This is a genomic window from Streptomyces griseorubiginosus, from assembly GCF_036345115.1.
GTDB classification, from domain to species: Bacteria; Actinomycetota; Actinomycetes; order Streptomycetales; family Streptomycetaceae; genus Streptomyces; species Streptomyces griseorubiginosus_C.
The window spans coordinates 9,592,144-9,604,591 of the sequence record NZ_CP107766.1 but is presented as its reverse complement, the minus strand read 5'-3'; the positions used below and the strand labels follow the sequence as shown (position 1 = coordinate 9,604,591).

At 67.3% G+C, this 12,448-nt stretch carries 6 protein-coding genes and 4 pseudogenes; 5 read left to right on the top strand and 5 right to left on the bottom strand.

Annotation, left to right across the window (positions count from 1 at the left end):
• Nucleotides 1-37 precede the first annotated feature (37 nt).
• Nucleotides 38-556: pseudogene (locus OHN19_RS43190) on the top strand (helix-turn-helix domain-containing protein); the annotation flags it as partial.
• A gap of 338 nt (nucleotides 557-894) precedes the next feature.
• Nucleotides 895-1,431, top strand: a complete 537-nt coding sequence (locus OHN19_RS43185) for a hypothetical protein (protein ID WP_330265380.1) — start codon at nucleotides 895-897, stop codon at nucleotides 1,429-1,431.
• On the opposite strand, the gene OHN19_RS43180 is transcribed toward OHN19_RS43185, so the two are convergent.
• A complete protein-coding gene (locus OHN19_RS43180; protein ID WP_330265381.1) occupies nucleotides 1,388-2,305 on the bottom strand; it encodes an IS5 family transposase in 918 nt (305 codons plus the stop codon). The genes OHN19_RS43185 and OHN19_RS43180 overlap by 44 nt on opposite strands.
• A 419-nt stretch (nucleotides 2,306-2,724) precedes the next feature.
• Between OHN19_RS43180 and OHN19_RS43175 the strand changes: the two genes are divergently transcribed.
• Nucleotides 2,725-4,155 carry an endo-1,4-beta-xylanase gene (locus OHN19_RS43175; RefSeq protein WP_330269473.1) on the top strand — a complete coding sequence of 477 codons (1,431 nt, stop codon included), beginning with the start codon at nucleotides 2,725-2,727 and terminating at the stop codon, nucleotides 4,153-4,155.
• Between the two features lie 253 nt (nucleotides 4,156-4,408).
• The gene (locus tag OHN19_RS43170) at nucleotides 4,409-5,683 is read left to right on the top strand and encodes a prolyl oligopeptidase family serine peptidase (RefSeq protein ID WP_330269472.1); all 1,275 of its coding nucleotides are present in this window, start codon (nucleotides 4,409-4,411) and stop codon (nucleotides 5,681-5,683) included.
• A gap of 106 nt (nucleotides 5,684-5,789) precedes the next feature.
• On the opposite strand, the gene OHN19_RS43165 is transcribed toward OHN19_RS43170, so the two are convergent.
• From OHN19_RS43165 to OHN19_RS43150, 4 genes and pseudogenes are all read right to left on the bottom strand, one after another.
• Nucleotides 5,790-7,346 carry an alpha-L-arabinofuranosidase B gene (locus OHN19_RS43165; RefSeq protein ID WP_330269471.1) on the bottom strand — a complete coding sequence of 519 codons (1,557 nt, stop codon included), beginning with the start codon at nucleotides 7,344-7,346 and terminating at the stop codon, nucleotides 5,790-5,792.
• A 140-nt stretch (nucleotides 7,347-7,486) separates the two neighbouring features.
• On the bottom strand, nucleotides 7,487-7,936 hold the full coding sequence (locus OHN19_RS43160) for an AbfB domain-containing protein (RefSeq protein WP_330269854.1): 450 nt from the start codon (nucleotides 7,934-7,936) through the stop codon (nucleotides 7,487-7,489).
• Nucleotides 7,937-7,984: 48 nt separating this feature from the next.
• Nucleotides 7,985-9,037, bottom strand: a pseudogene (locus OHN19_RS43155) (arabinofuranosidase catalytic domain-containing protein); the annotation flags it as partial.
• Between the two features lie 482 nt (nucleotides 9,038-9,519).
• Nucleotides 9,520-9,879 (bottom strand): annotated as a pseudogene (locus OHN19_RS43150) (transposase); the annotation flags it as partial.
• Between the two features lie 535 nt (nucleotides 9,880-10,414).
• Here OHN19_RS43150 and OHN19_RS43145 point away from each other — a divergent pair.
• Nucleotides 10,415-12,353, top strand: a pseudogene (locus tag OHN19_RS43145) (alpha-L-fucosidase).
• Nucleotides 12,354-12,448 lie beyond the last annotated feature (95 nt).

Below are 12,448 nucleotides of genomic sequence, written 5' to 3'. Positions count from 1 at the left end.
CGATCACGGAGCCGTTGGCGTGGGGGGTAAGACCTTCATGCGGCCGGGGTTGACGAAGTTCCGCGGTCGGTCGAAGGCGGTGTGGGAGCGGTGGCAACGGCAGGCTGCGAAGCCAACCGTGGCCGCTGCCCCTGGCTGAGCGGATACTGATCGTTGCCGTGTACTGCCGCACGAACCTGACGATGCGACAGTTGGCTCCGCTGTCTGGCGTCTCGTCCCCCACGGTCTGCCGCGTCATCCAGCGGCTTGCTCCACTACCGGCACTCGAACCCCTCTCGAGCACAACCGACCGCGCGGACCGGTTGCGGACCGTGAACGGCACCCTGGTCCCGGTCCGCGACCGGAACGTCAGCTCCTCATCACGCAACTACCGATTCCCGGCGAACGTGCAGGTCATCGCCGATGCCGACACCCGACTGGTGATCGCCGCCGCCCACCCGGTGCCCAGCACCAGCACGGACACACACCCTGACGGGCCTCCGGACTGAGCAAGCACTGCACGGGCGTGACCGTCCTGGGCCATACCGACCCACGGCCTTCAGCTGGCCACCGGCCCCGCACCGGGAGCACTCCGCCCCTCCCACTCATCGACCGGGGACTCCTCCGCTTTTCCCCACAGAGCGGGCCGTGCTCAGCCACCGGGGGTCTTTCGAGGCGGAGTTCGCCTGTTCTGAGACGGGGAGGCTGGCGTTCCTGGCCGTGACGGTTGATGATCAAGATACGAGATCCCAGCTGATCAGGAAGAGCTGCAATGCATCGAAGCCGCGTATACGCCGTTCTGAGAAGCTGTTGTCTTTCCGGACGTGATCGATGCGTTTCCGCTGGTCGGGGATAGGAGTGGTGGTTCCGTGGGAGTGGTGGCCTGTCAGGTCGTCGTTCCCCGGGAGGTTGCGAATGCCGTCGGTTGTCGGACTGCTGGAACAGCACGAGCTCGCCGCTCGGCGTCGAGTTGACGGGCTGCGGGAGGAGGCCGACCGCATCCAGGCCGAGCTGGCTGCGGCCGAGCTGGAATGCCAGGAGTGGGCGATCGCCCGCAGGCGGGTCGACACGGTGCTGGCTCCGGACGACGGCGCCACCGTCGAGGCGGAGGTTGTCCCGGATCCGCGGGATGGGGAGGGGCAGTCGGCGCTCCGGGACGCGGCGAAGCCGAAGTCGCAGGTGCCGGTGTGGCGACAAGGGCTGGCCTGGTCGGCGCTGTCGGTCGACTACCAGCGCATCCTCAAGACACTCGCGGACCGGGCCCGGCTTCATCAAGGGCCGCTGACCTGCCAGGAGATGGCCGCCATGTTCGGCATGGACGTGGTGCCGGCGCGGGTGGAGGCACTGCGGTCGAAAGCGAAACGCCTGGTCGCGCGCGGCTGGCTGGCCGAGCAGCAGCCGGGTCGGTTCACCCTCGCTGCGGGTGTGACCGGGCCAGGCGACGGGTCATGAGCCCGGTCATCGACCAGTAGACCATCGCCTCCGCGCTGGTGGTGCGCCGCTCGAAGTCGCGCACCAGGCGGCGACTTCGCATCAGGTGGGCGAAGAGGCGCTCGACGATCCACCGCTTGGGCAGGACCACGAACCCCTTCTGGTCGTCGCTGCGTTTGACGATCGTCAGGACCAGGGCGAACGTGGCCAGGCAGTACTCGACGAGGCTGCCGGTGTAGCCGCCGTCGGCCCAGACGAGGGCCAGGCGATGGTGTGCCTCGGCCACCTGCTCAAGCAGGACCTTCGCGGCGGTGCGGTCGCCGACATCCGCGGCGGTGACCATCACGCCCAGCAGCAGGCCGAGGGTGTCGACCACGACGTGCCGCTTGCGGCCGTTGACGAGCTTGCCGCCGTCGAAGCCGCGGCTGTCCGTGCCGACGACGGCGTCCGCCTTGACGGACTGCGAGTCGATCACTCCGGCTGTCGGCTGCGTGTCCCGTCCCAGCTCCTCGCGGACCCTCGCGCGCAACCGGTCGTGGAACTCCTTGACCAGGGCGTTGTCGCGCCAGCGGCGGAAGAATGCGTAGATGCGGTCCCACGGTGGGAAGTCGGCGGGCATCGCACGCCATTTGATCCCGTTGTCCACGAGATACCGGATCGCATCGAGCATGGTGCGGTGACAGTACGCCTCCGGCCGGCCGCCCCGGCCACGCATCCAGCCCGGCACCGGCAGCAGCGGCAGGACCCGGGCCCACTCCGCGTCCGTCATGTCCGTCGGGTAGCGCGGCTGCCGCGTCCCGTTGTCGGCGGCGTTTCCGAACCGGTGAGCCAGACAGTCACACTCCCAGGTGACCGCGCTGGACTGCCCGGCCATCGGCACGCAAGACTGCTGCACCAGGGCCTCCTGCTGCTGCTCGGTGATTCGACACCAACGAGCTGTTCAGGAGGTCCTGTTCGTATGCGCCTCGCGCCCCGCGACCACCCGATCGGGACCCCCGTTCGACGCGCGTCTCCCAAGATCGAAAAGACAACAGCTTCTGAGGCGTGAGGTCCGCAAACACGAGAAAAATGAGCCCAGTGAGGGTGGGGTGTCTTGCTCAACTGTTTCGAATGTTTCGAGATTTACAGTGAAACTTTCTCCGCTCAACATATTGACGGGCCACCGTCAACGCCTCAATCATCCGTCTCCAGGGGCGCACGGGCTCCGAGATTTCGAACCGCTGTGGCTGTACGTCATCGAGCAGCGGGGGAGTGGACGACTCCTTCCTGCTGCGCCCGAGTCACCCACCGACGCCCACACTGGAGGCAAAAGCCATGGGTTTGCATGTCCTTCCCGGACCCGCTGTCCGCCGGAGGAGCCGCAGTCTCCTGCTCGCGCTGGTCATCGGCGTCCTCAGCGCGGCCACCGCACTGGTCACGCCGCAGACCGCACGCGCCGCCGAGAGCACGCTCGGCGCCGCCGCGGCACAGAGCGGCCGCTACTTCGGTACGGCCATCGCCTCGGGCAGGCTCGGCGATTCGGCCTACACGACGATCGCGGCGCGTGAGTTCAACTCGGTCACGGCCGAGAACGAGATGAAGATCGACGCCACCGAACCGCAGCGGGGACAGTTCAACTTCACCGCCGGTGACCGCGTCTACAACTGGGCCGTCCAGAACGGCAAGCAGGTCCGCGGACACACCCTGGCCTGGCACTCCCAGCAGCCCGGCTGGATGCAGAGCCTCAGCGGCAGCAACCTCCGCCAGGCGATGATCGACCACATCAACGGCGTGATGAACCACTACAAGGGCAAGATCGCCCAGTGGGACGTCGTGAACGAGGCCTTCGCCGACGGCAGTTCGGGAGCCCGACGCGACTCCAACCTGCAACGCACCGGCAACGACTGGATCGAGGTCGCCTTCCGCACCGCCCGCGCGGCCGACCCCGCCGCCAAGCTCTGCTACAACGACTACAACATCGAGGACTGGACCTGGGCCAAGACCCAGGCCGTGTACTCCATGGTCCGGGACTTCAAGCAGCGCGGTGTACCGATCGACTGCGTCGGCTTCCAGTCGCACTTCAACAGCGGCAGCCCCTACAACAGCAACTTCCGTACCACCCTGCAGAGTTTCGCCGCCCTCGGCGTCGACGTGGCCATCACCGAACTCGACATCCAGGGCGCGCCGGCCTCGACCTACGCCAACGTGACCAACGACTGCCTGGCCGTTACCCGCTGCCTCGGCATCACCGTCTGGGGTGTGCGCGACACCGACTCCTGGCGAGCCGACCAGACACCGCTGCTCTTCAACGGCGACGGCAGCAAGAAGGCCGCCTACACCGCGGTCCTCAACGCCCTCAACGGCGGTACCTCCACGCCCCCTTCGGGCTCCGGACAGATCAAGGGCGTCGGCTCGGGCCGCTGCCTGGACGTCCCTAACGCCACCACCACCGACGGCACCCAGCTCCAGCTGTGGGACTGCCACAGTGCCACCAACCAGCAGTGGACGTACACCAGCGCCAGTGAGCTCAGGGTGTACGGCAACAAGTGCCTGGACGCCGCCGGCACCGGCAACGGCACCAAGGTCCAGATCTACAGCTGCTGGGGCGGCGACAACCAGAAGTGGCGCCTCAACTCCGACGGAACCATCGTCGGCGTCCAGTCCGGCCTCTGCCTCGACGCGGCCGGAGCCGCCACCGCCAACGGCACCCTGATCCAGCTCTACTCCTGCTCGAACGGCAGCAACCAGCGCTGGACCCGCACCTGATGGGGTGTCGGGCCGCCGTCGACACGACGGCGGCCCGACCGGCTTCCCTCCGCTGGACGCCGACGAGTTGGAACTCGGGGACCCAGTAAGGCCCCGTCACTCGTGTACGCACTCTTGACTCCTGTCACCGGTTGGCGTCCGGTGGGGTGAGCCTCGGCAGACGGGGCCGACCGTTCGCGCCCTTGGGCGGCTTCGCCGCCGAGTCGGCGTGAACAGGTCGCGGTGAAGCCTCCGACCCCCACAAGGAGTCCGCATGGCACCACGTATCAGCCGTCGCACCGTTCTGGCCGCCGGAGCGAGCGCCGCCGGCCTGTCCCTGCCGGGAGTTGCCGCCCACGCAGACGACGGTGCGACCACCAGCGTGAGATTCACCCTGAACGCCCAGGTGCTCGACGGCGGTGAACAGGTCACGTCGATCACCCTCAGGACCTCCCGGCTCGGCCCGATCGACCCGGCCGGTCTCACCACCGGCACCTTCGGCGTGCACGCCAAGGCCGCCAGCCCGTTTCCCGTCCCCCCGGACGACATCATCTTCGGCGAGTACGACCTCGACCGGACGGTGACCGCCGTTCGCCTCGACCACCACGGCGACATCGTGCTCGAACTGAGCCACGGCGAGGGACAGACCGGGGGCGGCACGCTCGGCTACCTCGCGCGCGCGGGCCGCAACGTGATGCTCGACCTCGTCTACACCCTCACCCAGCACGCCCCGATCCCCTTGCGCGACCACCGGACGATCACCATCGACGACTTCGTGCAGCACCCGCGGCTGTCGGACCCCGAGGTGGACGCCTTCAGTTCGCACATCTCCGGCTCGGGAATGAAGTACCGGCTGTACTCGCCCACCGGCTCCCACGCTTCCCGGCACAAGAAGCGCCCGCTGATCCTATGGCTGCACGGCGGAGGCGAGGGCGCCTCACTGCCCAACGACTACTACGACAACGAGACCACGCTGCGAGCCAACCGCGGTGCCCTGGGTTTCGCCACCCCGCAGGCTCAGCGCATCTTCGACGGCGCCTACGTCGTCGCCCCGCAGAGCACCTCGTTCTGGATGGAGGACGGCCCCCGCTTCGCCCCGCTCATCCACGAGATCATCAGCGACGTCACGCGCCGCAACCCCGTCGACCGCGACCGGATCCACGTCGCCGGGTGCAGCAACGGTGGCTACATGAGCATGAAGATGACTACCGTCTATCCCGCTCTGTTCGCCGCATCGGTGCCGGTCTGCGGTGTCGTCGGGTCGTTCCCGGCCGGTGGTCCACCCCTGATCCCCGACAGCGAGCTGGCCCGGATCAGCACCCCGACCTGGCTCGTCACCTCGCGCGACGATCCCACCGTGGACCCCCAGGCCAACACCGTGCACGCGCATGACGTGATCCCTGGCTCGCTGATGACGCTCTACGACCAAGTCGTCCGGAACGGCTACCAGTTCAACGGCCACTGGTCGTGGATCTACGTCGCCCGCAACGACCCCAGCATCAACGGAACCCACATTTGGCAGTGGATGGCCGCCCGGCGTCGTCACTGACGGATCGACGGTCCATGGGGGCCGAGCGAGGACGAGCACGGCGTCCCGGGACGTTGCCGGGACGCCGTGCTCACGGGTGGTGCGCTCAGAGGAGTCGGATGGCTGGTCAGTTCCAGGGAGAGGCGGTGAGCCAGCTGGTGTCCTGGGCCCACGAGGACGTGGCGTCCCAGGCGTTGGAGCCGCCGTTGCTGGCGATGTAGGCCGTGTAGTTGTAGTGGCGGATGTACTTCGTCGGGTAGTTGACGGACTGGAACGAGTGGCCTGTCCCGCTGTTGCCCGTGGTGGGGCAGAAGGTGGCGTCCTGCGCGAACGTGCTGCCGCCGTTGTCCGTGTCGAGGTAGAGCTCGTAGTTGTAGTGGCGCAGGTACTGGCCGGGGTTGTTGGCGGACTCGAACGACAGGCAGGAGCTGTTGGCCAGGCCCGCGCGGACGATCCACGTGGCGTCCGCCTTGTCGGTGGCTGAGCTGGCGGAGCTGATGCTGGAGATGACGACCTTGGTGTCGGCGTCGTCGTGGCGGAGGTAGTCCGTGGTGCAGCAGGGTGACGTGGTGGCCTGGAGGGAGATCCGGGAGCCGGGCGTCAGCGAACCGGTGCTGGTGGAGCCGCTGTTGTAGCCGGCGGCGGTGATGTTGGCCTGTACGGCGTTCTCAGTGGCGTCCGAGGGGTAGCCGGAGGTCATGACGCCTTCGTAGAAGGTGCCTTGGGCGCCCTTGCTGTTGTCGCCGCCGATGCCGAGGATGATCGCGCCCTCCTTGTGCATCGGGTTGTAGCCGGAGACGTTGGGGCGTACGCCGCTGTAGTAGGGGGACAGGCTGCCCGCCTGGGCGTCGCCGCCGCGGATGGCCCACTGGTTCGGGCCGCCCTTGACCATGGCGGTCAGGAAGCGGTTGTTGACGGTCGGGTCGCCGGAGTTGAGAGTGCGGTTCACGCCGGAGAACAGACCGTTCTCGAGGTCGGCCATGACCCAGGGGCCGTTGCCCGCGCCGTAGCCCCAGGACTTGCTGTTGCCGAAGTAGATGGCCTCCATATGGCCGTTGCCGGTGTCGGTGCTGCTGGTTTCGGCATTGCCGTAGTCGAAGCAGCAGCCGCCGTTGAAGTGTGTGCCGTCGAAGATCGCGTACATGCCCTCGGGTTGGTCGCCGGTGGCGATGCCGTTGGTGGTGTTGTCGCGGTAGCCGGTGCCCGGTGCCACGTAGACGCCGTACGCCTTATGACCGCCGACGGTGACCGGTGCCTCGAAGGCGTTGGCGAGGTTGTCCGGCCCGCCGGCCGCTCCGCCCGCGGGCGCCTGGGTGAGGTTGTTGCCCTTGCCGGACTGGTCGTAGATGACGGTGATGACGCAGCTGGTGTTGGCGCAGAAGGTGTCCTGAGCGGCGGCGTTGGCGTATCCGCCGGTGCTCAGCAGCCCGATGTTCAGCGTGGTGTTGTCCGAGGCGCGCCTGACCTGGTAGAGCGGGCCGTTGTACGTCGAGTACAGGGCGCGGGTGGTGCTGTGCGCGGCGACGCAGGGGGTGCCGCCCGCGGCGTAGATGTCGCACGGCGCCTGGGTGGCGGCCTGAGTGGTGGTCGCCGTGGCCGTGAGGAGACCGGCGGCGAGGGCGGCGGTGGCACCGACCGCGAGAAGCGCGCGTCTGATGCTGCGTATCCACGGTGCTTTGGTCATGCGGGAACTCCTTCACAGGGGGGATGTGGTGCACGTCGACGTTCCCGGTGTTCCGCTGGGCGGACGGTGCGGGGCACGCGGACGTCTCCGGGTCCGGTCCGGTTCAGGCCTCTCGGCACCGGACCCGGGCCGGCGGCTCGTCAGCTCCAGGGAGATGCGGCGAGCCAGCTGGTGTCCTGGGACCACATCGAGGTGGTGTCCCAGGCGTTGCCACCGCCGTTGCTTGCGATGTATCCGGTGAAGCTGTAATGGCGGATGTACTTGGCCGGGTAGTTGAAGGACTGAAGGGAGTAACCGGTGCCGCTGTTGCCGATCTTGGGGCAGAAGGTGGCGTCGGCGGCGAACTGACCGGTGCCGTCGTCGGGTTGGAGGTGCAGCTGGAAGGCGTAGTGCCTGAGGTACTGGCCGGGCCCGTCGGCCGACTCGAAGGAGACGCAGTTGCCGTCGGCCAGGCCGGCGTGGACGATCCAGGTGGCGTCCCCCTTGTCGGTCGCCGAGCTGCCGGCCGTCACGGGCGCGATGACGACCTTGTCGTCGCTGGTGTCGTGCTGCAGATAGTCGGCGGTGCAGCAGGAAGTGGTGGCTCGCAGGGACAGCTTGGCGCCGGGGACGAAGGGTGAGGTGGCGCTGTAGCCGGCCGCGGCGATGTCGGCCTGGACCGCGGCGTCGGTGGCGTCGGAGGGATAGCCGCTCACCATGGCGCCCTCGTAGAACGTGCCCGCGCTGGCGTTGTGGTTGGTCTGGCAGCAGTCGCCGCCGCTGCCGAGGATGATCGCGCCCTGCTTGTGCATGGGGCTCCATCCGCTGGGCAGTGCGCCGCTGTAGAGCTGCGTGAGACCCCCGGACTGGGCGTTGGCTCCCTTGAGCGCCATCTGGGTGGTGCCGTTGTTCTTGAACATCGCGGTGACGAAACGGCTGGTCTCGGACACCTGGTTGGGGTTCCACGCCTTGCTGCCACCGCTGAACAGGCCGTTCTCGATGTCCGCCTGCACCCACGGGCCGGTTCCGCTGCAGCCGCCGAACCAGCACTCCGTACTGAAGTTGATCGCGTCCATGGCGCCGTTGCCGTCGGCGTGGTGGTCGGTCTCGGTGTTGCCGTAGTCGAAGCAGCAGCCGTTGTTGGCGTGGGTGCCGCTGGTGATCATGTACTCGCCTTCGGGTGAACTGCCGGTCGGTACGCCCCCGGTGGAGTTGTAGGCGAAGTAGCTGTTGCCGGGGTTGATGTACAGCGCGTACGCCTTCTGGCCGCCCACGCTCACGGCCTCGGTGGTCGCGCCGGCCGCGGTGTCGGCACCGCCGGTTCCACCGGGCCCCTGCTAGACCAGGGTGTTGCCGCCGCCGGTCTGGTCGTAGACGCGGGTGACGGTGCAGGTCGTCCCGGCGCAGAAGGAGTCCTGGGCCGCGGCGTCGGCGACTCCTCCGGCGGCCAGGACGCCGATGTTCCGCGCCGAGCTGTCCGACGCTCGTTGCACCTGGTAGAGGGGGCCGTCGTAGGAGGCGAAGAGGGCGCGTGTGGTGCTGTGCGCCGCGACGCACGGCGTGCCGCCCGCCGCGTAGATGTCACAGGGGCCTTGGGCGGTGGCGTACGAGGCGCCGCCGGAGGCGACCAGGCCGACGAGGGCGAGCGCCGTCGCGGCCAGGAAGACGACCAGCCCCTGGCGCAGCCGGCGGAAGATGAGCAGGGCAGGCACCTGGAACTCCCTTGCGTGTCGGGACGGAGCCGCAGACCGCGCCCCGACCGTGGTCACGGTGGGCTCTGGGGGCGGGCTGAGGGGGGACTGCGGGCGAGCAGAGGCGCCCGGACGACGGGCGACGACTGCCGTACCGGCTGGAATTGTTAGCGCTAACAATCAGAAGTGTGATGCGGCATGGTCGTTGGCGTGGAGGATTGGATGCGGCTGACGAGCGGTCTGGTTTTGGAGCCCTCTGAATTGTGAGCGCTAACAATTCGAGGGGCGATCCAGCCGTCAATCGGTCGGCCGGATCAAGGCATGACTATCGACGAACACGCAGAAGTCGTCAAGGGGTTGAACATCGCGTTCCGTAGGTGTCGTAAATCCGGCGTGCGCCACGACACCGCGTCTCATTTGGTGATTTTGCACGGGCGGACGAGGGCACAGGAATGGGGTAATTGGCAGTGTCTTATCGTCGGCTCGACTCACTTCGGTTCGGCCGACACCTGTCCTCTCGCGGCTCGCCTGTTGACCGAGTCGATCGCATGGCGTGACCAGTCGAACTCGCCACGGCCGTCGAGTCCGTCCAGGAAAAGACGGTGCAGCTCAGCCCACACGCCTGCGTTCGTCCACTCGGTGAAGCGACGGTGGACGGTTGCTGCCGAGGGGCCGAACGATGTGGACGGCAACTGCTGCCACGGGCAGTCCGAGGTCGCCACGAAGACGATGGCGGCCAGCACCTCCCGGTCACCGTGCCGACGTCGACCGCCGCCTTGGGGGCGCGACGGGGGCTCCGGCACGACGCGCTGGAACGGCTCCCACAACTCGTCCGGTACGAGCCGCTCTACGATCGAGACCACGGCCGAAGCGTATTCGACCAAATGAGATGCCGTTCCAACCGGTCATAGGCGAAAGGTAAAGTTCGTCCCTGGTAGGTAAATTGGAGTGCCGGCGCTGTCAGGTGAGAAGGCGTCGGGGAATTCCTGTTCGCGTGCCGGACGAAGCTGAGCAGGCCTGAGAGCAGGGGTTTTATCAAGCCCGCAAGGATGGCTTTACTTGCATTTGAATCCTCTGGGTGAGGGCTTCGCCGTAGCAGTGGGCGTCGGGCCGTTCACGCCGGGTCCGCGACGATCGCACGGGCACCGGAGACATGTGATGTCTCTCGGCAGATAAATCTACCTACACCTCACTTTTACGGCGATAGTTGACGTATTGAAGGCGGCATTCATCCCTGCACGCCCGTTGACAAGTACGGGTCACATGGCGGAACTTCATGCGTAACCACCCGGCACCCGAGCCCCAGGAGTTCCCCGCGCCGCTCGTGTGCCGGGCACGTGTACGAAGCAGCAGCCCACAGCCCGGGGCGCCGAATTCCCCTGGAGTAGGAGCGAGTCCATGTCCTCAGGAAAACTGTCGCGTCGCACGCTGCTGAGTGCCGCCGGCGCCGCTGTGACCGCGACCGCTCTGCCCGTCGCCCCTGCGCTGTCACCTCTGTTGACGGAGGCTGCCGCCGCCGACGCCCAGACCAATCTCAGCAACTTGGCGAACATGCGGTTCGGCAATGTTCAACCACTTCAATCTGGGGACGTTCACGAACGAGGAGTGGGCGGCCCCGAATCAGAGCCCGACACTCTTCGCTCCCACGGCGGTGGACTGCGCACAGTGGGCTGCCGCGGCCGCCGCGGCGAAGATGAGCTACGGCGTACTGACCACCAAGCACCACGACGGCTTCGCCCTGTGGCCCAGCGCGTACGGCACGCAGAACGTGGCGAACAGCTCGTACAAGCACGACGTCGTGCGACAGTACGTCGACGCGTTCCGGGCCCGGGGACTGAGAGTGGGTCTGTACTACTCGATCTGGGACCGCACCTACAGTGTGCAGGCCTATGACAGCCGTCACGGCGTGCCCGCCGACCAGGTGATCCAGCCGGCCGACCTGACCTTCATCCTGAACCAGATCACCGAACTGCTGACCAACTACGGCACCATCGACATGTTCGTCACCGACGGCTACGCCTGGCAGATGGGTCAGCAGGCGATCTCGTACCAGCGCGTTCGGGAGCATGTGAAGTCGCTCCAGCCGGACATCGTCATGGTCGACCACGGCGGGTTGTCGGTGCCCTTCCTCGGCGACGCGATCTATTTCGAGGAGCCGTTGGGCGTCACGGCTCCGGCGGGCAACACCTATGCGGCTCTGCAGGGGCAGACCGTGAGCAACGGCTGGTTCTGGCACCCCGACACGCCGACCACCGATCCCATGAGCAAGGCGGCGATCCTGTCGCATCTGGCGGATCTCGAACCGAAGTACACCTCGTTCATCCTCAACTGCCCACCCAACCGCGACGGCAGGCTGGACGACAACATCGTCGCTCGGCTCGCCGAGGTCGGCGCCGCGTGGAGCCCGAACAACTCGCGCCCGCCCCTGCCCGCCCAGATGCCGCGGGCGGAACACCCGGTGACCCCGGTCAGCGCGTACGCAACGGGCTTCCATACCGGTGAGGGCCCCATGAGGGCCATCGACGGGCTCAGTGACAAGGGCTTCGAGACCTGCTGGTCCACTTGGAGCCTGACGCTGCCGCACTCCATCACCATCGACCTGGGCGGTGTCTGGAGCAACGTCTCCACCCTCGAGTACCTCCCCAAGCAGTGGAACCGCACCGGCACCACCGACGGCGACATCACCTCGTACGCCATCTCCACGAGCACCGACGGCACGAACTTCACGCAGGTCGCCACCGGTACCTGGACCGGCGACCGAGCCACCAAGGTGACCGAATGGCCGGCCAGGAACGCCGGGTACGTCCGGATCCAGGTCAACTCCGCGACCGGTGGCTACGCCAACATCGGGGCCGTACGGATCGGTGGCCGTACCGCCGCACCCGCACTGGTCTCGTCGGTCCTGCCCGGCGACGGCACGGTCTACCGCATCGTCAACCGCAAGAGCGGCAAGGTCGCCGACGTGTACAACTTCGGCACCGCCAACGGAACCAACATCCAGCTGTGGCCCTGGCTGAACAACACCGCTCAGAAGTGGACCTTCACCTCCACCGGAGACGGCTATTACAAGATCAAGAACGTCAACAGCGGCAAGCTGATGGAGGTGGCCGGACTCTCGCGGGCCGACGGCGGCAACGTCTCCATCTGGGCGGACGACAGCGTCCCACAACAGCACTGGGCGGTCACCCCGACCGGCGACGGCTACTACTACCTGACCAACAGGCTCAGCGGACTGGCGCTCAACGTCGACGCCGGCCAGACAGTCGACGGGGCCAACATCAACCAGTTCACGTACAACCGCGCACCGGAGGAGCACTGGCAGATCATCGCGGTCTGACGGCGGGTGGGCCCTGGCGATCGGGATCTGTGAGGCCTCCCTGTCGGATGGGCGGCGCACTCCCGTCCACGCCGTGTATGCGCGGCAGCCCGGCC

Coding starts and splice junctions, on each gene's coding strand:
- OHN19_RS43185 (WP_330265380.1), top strand. CDS start 895: ATGCCGTCGGTTGTCGGACTGCTGGAACAGCACGAGCTCGCCGCTCGG.
- OHN19_RS43175 (WP_330269473.1), top strand. CDS start 2,725: ATGGGTTTGCATGTCCTTCCCGGACCCGCTGTCCGCCGGAGGAGCCGC.
- OHN19_RS43170 (WP_330269472.1), top strand. CDS start 4,409: ATGGCACCACGTATCAGCCGTCGCACCGTTCTGGCCGCCGGAGCGAGC.
- OHN19_RS43165 (WP_330269471.1), bottom strand. CDS start 7,346: ATGACCAAAGCACCGTGGATACGCAGCATCAGACGCGCGCTTCTCGCG.